Source organism: Micromonospora sicca (assembly GCF_003172935.1).
In the GTDB taxonomy this organism is placed as follows: domain Bacteria; phylum Actinomycetota; class Actinomycetes; order Mycobacteriales; family Micromonosporaceae; genus Micromonospora; species Micromonospora sicca.
In genome coordinates this window covers 1-6,855 of the sequence record NZ_QGKS01000428.1, presented here as the reverse complement: position 1 = coordinate 6,855, position 6,855 = coordinate 1, and the positions used below count along the sequence as shown (strand labels likewise).

Annotated in this window: 3 protein-coding genes and 1 pseudogene; 1 reads left to right on the top strand and 3 read right to left on the bottom strand. The window is 70.4% G+C overall.

Annotation, left to right across the window (positions count from 1 at the left end; genetic code table 11):
• Positions 1-35: 35 nt before the first annotated feature.
• Positions 36-1,532, bottom strand: coding sequence for a hypothetical protein (locus tag DKT69_RS32730; protein ID WP_109805281.1), 1,497 nt, complete (start codon positions 1,530-1,532; stop codon positions 36-38).
• Positions 1,533-1,945: 413 nt separating this feature from the next.
• Here DKT69_RS32730 and dnaB point away from each other — a divergent pair, with 413 nt between their 5' ends.
• Positions 1,946-4,747, top strand: coding sequence for a replicative DNA helicase (gene dnaB, locus DKT69_RS32725; protein ID WP_438361898.1), 2,802 nt, complete (start codon positions 1,946-1,948; stop codon positions 4,745-4,747).
• Positions 4,748-5,975: 1,228 nt separating this feature from the next.
• Here dnaB and DKT69_RS40340 read toward each other — a convergent pair.
• The gene (locus tag DKT69_RS40340) at positions 5,976-6,656 is read right to left on the bottom strand and encodes a maleylpyruvate isomerase N-terminal domain-containing protein (RefSeq protein ID WP_109805282.1); all 681 of its coding nucleotides are present in this window, start codon (positions 6,654-6,656) and stop codon (positions 5,976-5,978) included.
• A gap of 93 nt (positions 6,657-6,749) precedes the next feature.
• Positions 6,750-6,855 (bottom strand): annotated as a pseudogene (locus tag DKT69_RS41530) (zf-TFIIB domain-containing protein); the annotation flags it as partial.

Here is a 6,855-nt window from a genome sequence, read left to right as displayed (position 1 = left end):
CAGCGGGGCGGTGGTCAGGCCGGGCCTGGGCGCGGTCAGCCGATCGGCTGACCGGTCACCGCGCTGATCATCACCGTGGAGAGACCGCCACCGACCACCGCCGCCGCCAGCGCCACCGTCGCCGACCGCCAGGTCGTCCCGACCCGGCGCAGCAGCACCGCGACGACCAGGCTGCTCACCAGCGCCAACCCGAACCGCGGCGCCCCCGCGATCAGCGAGGCGAAGGCGTGCGCCCGCGGCGAGTCACACCCCCCGCCGGTGATGTCGGTGACGCAGCCCGGCGGTGCCTGCCCGTCGAGCGTCAACAGCCAGAGGAAGACCAGCACCGCGGGGACCAGATAACAGGCGGCCGTGTAGACCAGCGGCCGGATCGGCCCGCTCGGATCCGGGTCCAGCAGGTCGTCCTCGAGCGGACGGCCCCACGACCCACCGCCGATCGTCTCCATCCGCCGCCGGATCGAGGCCCCGCCGGCACCTACCGGTTCCACCCCGCGTCGGGGCACCGCCCGCGGGCGCGGCGCGGTGTAGGCGACCACCGGTGACCGCGGCGCGGAGGGCGGCGCGGCCATCCAGCGCGGATCGTCGCCGGCCAGCCGGGTCCCGGACCAGAAACCCTCGGCCTGTTCCGCCGACGACCACCCGTCGGCCCCCCGGTCCCGCAGCCGAGTGGGTGGCACCGTCCGGTCCCATTCGTCCGTCTCCCCGTACCGGTCCCACTGGCCGGTGTCGGTGAACCGGTCCCACTCACCGGTGTGGTCGGACCCGTCCCAGCGCCCGGCGCCGTCCGCCTGGTCCCACCGCCCGCCGGTCGCCGAGCGGTCCCAGGCGTGCACCCCGGAGGCGTCCCACGGGTCTACCGCCGGCTGCTCGGCGGGATCCGGCTCGGCGGAACGGCCCCGCTCCCAGGAATCCGTCGCCGGTCGCGACCAGGAATCCGCCGCCGCCCGTCGGCTGCGCCGGCCCGGCCGCCCGGTGTCCCGTCGGTCGCGCTCCCCCTCCGTCGGGGTCTCCTCCTCCACACCCGACCAGATCACCTGGGGGCGACGGGACGGGGCGCGACGCGGCCGGCGCCGCGGGGCGGCACTGGAGACCGGCTGGTCCTCGGCGGACTCGGCGCGCCGGCTACCGACATACCCCTGGTCCTGCGGCGCGTCGAGGGTCCACTCGGCGGTATGCTCGCCGGCCGGTCCGACGCCGGTGGCCTGCGGCTCGCGCTCCCGGCGCCAGTCGCCGTCGGTGGACGTACGCCATCCGCCGTCCGACCGCGGGCGGTCGAGGTCGTCGTCGTCCGGGGCGGCGTGCCGGCCCCCGCCGTCCGCGCGGCTGACCCCCGACTCGAGAGCCCAGCGGGGCAGGTAGGCGTCGACCGGCTCCTGCTGGCCCCGCTCGCTGGCGCGGCGACGACTGGGGGTGCGGTAGCGCTCGGACGCGTACGCGTCGACCGGGAACGGCTCGGCGGGATCGTCCCAGGGGGCGATCGGCTGGCGCTCTCGCGGGCTGCCCTCCCCGCTTCCCCAGTCCCGGTAACTCACGGCCGGAGCGTGACCCTTCTCAACCGAAAGTGCAATCCGCTGTCCAGGTGTAGCCGTTCGCTGAGATAGTACGGGACGAACGGCCTCAAGGCTCGACCCGAAATCTTCCATCCACAGGGTGGGGATTGCAAAACCGCAGGTCAGAGCGATTTCGGCCGGAATTCCCCAGCTCTTGTCCACATGCTGTGCACACCCTGCGCACATGCCTGTGCACCGGCGTCCACAGGTTGTCCCGAGGCTCGTCCACCGGCGTTGTTGAGTGGCTCAGCTCGGGTTCCGTATCGTTGGCCCCCGACCGTCCGGCCGGTGGCCCCCGATCGACCGGAGGGTCGGCGGAAGTTGTCACACGCCGGCGGTAGACCTGGACCGGATCCGAACGCAGTGAGGGGGGACCCGTGTCGGTCACCGACGACATGCGGACGGAGCGCTCCGGTGGGCAGCAGCCCGCGCCGGCCCCGCGCGACGGGCACTTCGAGAAGACCCCGCCCCAGGACGTGGCCGCCGAGCAGTGCGTCCTCGGCGGCATGCTGCTCTCCAAGGACGCCATCGCCGACGTCGTCGAGATCCTGAAGTCCAACGACTTCTACCGCCCGGTGCACGCGACCATCTTCGACGCGATCCTCGACATCTACGGCCGGGGCGAGCCGGCCGACCCGATCACCGTCGCGGCCGCGCTCGCCGACTCGGGCGACCTGGCCCGGATCGGTGGCGCCCCCTACCTGCACACGCTGATCGCCAGTGTGCCCACGGCCGCGAACGCCGCGTACTACGCGCGGATCGTCGGCGAGCGTGCCGTGCTCCGCCGGCTGGTCGAGGCCGGCACCAAGATCGTCCAGCTCGGGTACGGCACCGGTCAGGGCGGCAGCCGGGACGTGGACGACATCGTCGACCTGGCCCAGCAGGCCGTCTACGACATCACCGAGCGGCGGGTCAACGAGGACTTCGCGGTGCTCGCCGACATGCTCCAGCCGACCCTCGACGAGATCGAGGCGGTGGGTGCCCAGGGCGGGGTGATGAGCGGGGTGCCGACCGGTTTCAGCGACCTCGACCGGCTCCTCAACGGCCTCCACCCGGGCCAGCTCATCATCGTGGCAGGCAGGCCGGGTCTCGGAAAGGCGCTCGCGCTCGACACCCCGCTGCCGACCCCCGACGGCTGGACCACCATGGGCGAGGTGGCCGTCGGCGACCGGCTGCTCGCGGCGGATGGCACCCCGACCACCGTCACCGCCGCGTTCGAGGTGATGCACGACCGCCCCTGCTACGAGGTCGAGTTCTCGGACGGCTCGATGATCGTGGCGGACGCCGAGCACCTGTGGAAGACGACCACCCGGGCCGGCCGTCGGCAGCCCGAGGCGCGCGCACGGCACTACTGGTCGGAGCCTTCGCCGGCCAAGGTGCGGGCGGCCGAGGCGACGGCCGGCGCCGAGCCGCAGCGCCTGGTCACCCTCGCGCAGACCCTCGAGCAGGTCGGTCCCGAGTTCCGAAACGTGCTGCACAGCGTCGCACGGCAGATCGGTGCCTACGGTCGGGTCGCCCGACCGGTGGCCCGGGCAGGCAAGGTGCGGAACTGGACCGCGCCCGGCTACCCCGCCGGGCCGCTCCTGAGCGGCCTGCGCGGGCGGGCCGAGCGCCAGGTCAACGCCGGCGCCCGGGTAGGCCACGACGGGGTCGTGACGACCGCCGAGATCGCCGCTACCCTGCGTACCGACACGGCCGACCGCCGACTGAACCACGCGGTCGAGAACTGCCGGCCGCTGCAGTTGCCCCCACGGGACCTGGTCGTCCCCCCGTACACCCTCGGCGTCTGGCTCGGCGACGGGCACACCGGGGCGAGCCGCTTCACCACGGCAGACCCCGAAATGACGGACCTGGTCGCGCGCGACGGCTTCGTCGTACGTCCCAGTGGGCCGATGGTCTACACCATCGTGCTGCCTGTCCCCACCGCCACGGCTGACCGCACCTGTGCCGACTGCGGCTGCTCGACCCGGACCCTGCGGGAGAATCCGACGATCCGGCGCTGCGCCGCGTGTCACGAGCGGAACGGTTCCTTCCTAGCACTGTTGCGCCGGATCGGGGTCGCGGCGGAAAAGCACATCCCGCCGGACTACCTCCGCGCCTCGGAGGCCCAGCGCCGGGCGCTGCTGGCCGGCCTGATGGACACCGACGGGACGGTGGCGCCGGCGGGCAACCTCCAGTACACCTCGACCTCCAAGCGGTTGGCCGAGGACGTCAGGGAGCTCGTGGCGAGCCTCGGCTACCGGTGCACGGTCGACACGAAGCGGGTGGCGGGCCGGACCGAGGCCTCGTCGACCGCGTACACCCTGAACTTCTCCACGCCCGACACGGTCTTCCAGCTGGACAGAAAGCGTACGGCGCACGCGGCCCGGCGGCGGACGTCGTCGGACGTCCGGACGACCTCCCGCTTCATCGTGGACGTCCGGCCGGTGGCAAGCGTGCCGGTCCGCTGCGTCACGGTGGACAACCCCGACCACCTCTACCTGGCCGGTCGGGCGATGATCCCCACGCACAACAGCACCGCGTCGATGGATTTCGCCAGGAACGCGGCCATCCGCGCCAATCAGGCGGCCGCGATCTTCTCGCTGGAAATGAGCAAGGTCGAGATCGTCATGCGACTCCTCTCGGCCGAGGCCCGGGTGCCGCTGCACGTGCTGCGCAGCGGGCAGCTCTCCGACGACGACTGGACCAAGCTGGCCCGCTGCATGGGCGAGATCAGCGAGGCGCCGCTCTTCGTCGACGACACGCCGAGCATGAACCTGATGGAGATCCGGGCCAAGGCGCGGCGGCTGAAGCAGAAGCACGACCTCAAGATGATCGTGGTCGACTACCTCCAGCTGATGACCTCGCCGAAGCGCACCGAGAGCCGGCAGCAGGAGGTCGCCGACCTCTCCCGTGGCCTCAAGCTGCTGGCCAAGGAGGTCGAGTGCCCGGTCATCGCGGTGAGTCAGTTGAACCGTGGCCCGGAACAGCGGACCGACAAGCGTCCGCAATTGTCTGATTTGCGTGAGTCTGGCTCGATTGAGCAAGATGCGGATGTTGTCATCTTGCTGCACCGCGACGACTACTACGACAAGGAGTCCCCGCGCGCCGGCGAGGCCGATTTCATTATTGCTAAGCATCGGAATGGGCCTACAGATACAGTCACGGTAGCCGCGCAGTTGCACCTCTCGCGTTTTGTGGATATGGCTATAGTGTGACCATGTCGCCTACTCGGCTGTCCAACTTGCAACGGGAAGAAATCGTTGGTCTGGCGGCTGGTGGTGAAACCCTAACCAAGTTGGCCGAAACCTATGGAGTCACCCGCCAGGCGGTGCGTGGAATACTCCGTCGTCGAGGGGTGCCAGCCAGAAGCAGCGGGAAACTCACTGAGTTGCAACGTGCGGAAGTGGTCCAGCAATATTTGCGCGGTGCGGCCATGGCGGAACTCGCGGCTGCATACGGTCTAACGGAGCCGTCCGTCCGTGGGCTTTTGGTTCGGCGTGGTGTCGTCCTTCGCAGAACCATCCACACGTTGCGAGATGACGCCTTTGATCATCTCACGCCTATTGCTTGCTACTGGATCGGTTTTCTTTTTGCAGATGGATCTGTCAGTTATCGTCAAGGCTATATGCCTCAGGTCTCGGTAGGCTTGGCCCAACGTGATCGTGACCACCTGGTGGCTCTGCGTACCTTCCTAGGCTCGACGAGCAGCATCTCGGAGCCGAGCATCACTCGCGCGGCATGTCAGTTCTCGGTCCGGTCGGTTCGATTGGCTGGACGACTCATTGAGTTGGGCCGGTACGAGGGCGCTGTTGATCACCGGCTCGTGACATCTCGCGACTTCTGGCGGGGGGTGGTTGACGGAGACGGTTCGATAGGGAGATACAAGAGGTCTCAGAACAGTGCCCGGTCATTCTCTCAATTCAGGCTGGTCGGAAAATCTCGAATGCTCGAGCCATTTGCCGACTTCCTCGTCACCCAAGGTTTGGGTCGACTCTCTGTTCGACCCCACAAAACGATCTATAACATCGGAACGACGTGCAGGCCGGCCGAGAGGATCATCGCGCTGCTCTACGAGAACGCTGTGATGGCGCTGAGTCGCAAGGCAGAGGTGGCAGCGCAAATATTGGATGCCGCGAACCTAGATAGGTAGGGTTCGTGGCAGCCCGTAATGCAGGCAGACCGTGACGTTCGCCCAGCTGAACGGTCGCGCTTCGTCCACATGGCGATCGTCTGACCCTGGGGCCTGGCGATGAGTTTTCCGCCCCGTCGCCGTCACACCGGATGACAGCGCCGGTCCGCACCGACCGGCACGACCGGTGACAGGCTGGGGGACATGGTGGACGGCGGCATCAGCACGATGCGTACCGAGGGCGACGCCGCGACCGCCGGCGACGAGCGGGCCGTCGCCCGCGTGACCGAACGGCACCGTGGTGAGCGGCGGGGTCAGCCGATCAGCGGGAACCAGCCGGCGGCCTCGCCCAGCTCCAGGCGGTCCCGGTCGGTCAACGGCAGCCGTCCGGCCGCGCGGAGCAGGTAGTCCCGGTCGTCCCAGCCGGCCGGGCGGACGGCCTCGTCGCTGAGCAGGCCGTCCATGGTGGCCACCGCGACCCGGCTGGGCAGTTCGGCCGGGGGCGGCGCGTCGGGCAGCCCCACCACCAGGTCGAGGTGGTGGATCACCGCCTCGGTGGTCAGGGTGGCGAGCAGGTCGGGGACCCGCAGTACGTGCCCCTGGGTGGTGACGAACCCGTCCGGGTCGGCGGCGGCGGCCGCCCGCACGGCGGCGGGCGCGGTGTCCGACCAGATCCGCACCACTCCGCTGGGCCGGTCGAAGGCGGCCGCCGACCGGCGGGCCCACCACGCGTGTTTCGCGCTGACGTCGTCGCCGCCGCTAGGGAACGCGCGCCAGTAGCTGACGTCGTCCACGTCGGCCGGGCCGTCGGCGGGGCTGGCCAGCGCGACCAGCGCCCGCTGCGCGTCGCACAGGACGTGGAAGAGCAGGTCCGCGACCAGCCAGCCGCGGCAGCGGGTCGGCGTCTGGAGTGCCGTGTCGTCCAGCCCGGTGACCACGGCGGTGATCCCGTCGTACGCCTGCCGCAGCGCCTCGTGCTGCCGGATGGCCGTCATGTGGTGCAGCGTGCCACGACCGCGGCCGGTCGGCACGACGCCCCTGACGGGGAACGGCCGGGTCGGGGGCGTGCCGACCCGGCCGCGGCGGCCTCAGTCGAAGAGTTCGCCGAGGAAGCCGCCGTGGTGCTTCTTCCGCTTGTAGTGGCCGTGGTAGCCGTAGTGCTGCCCGTGGCCGTACGCGGGCTGCGCGTAGCCG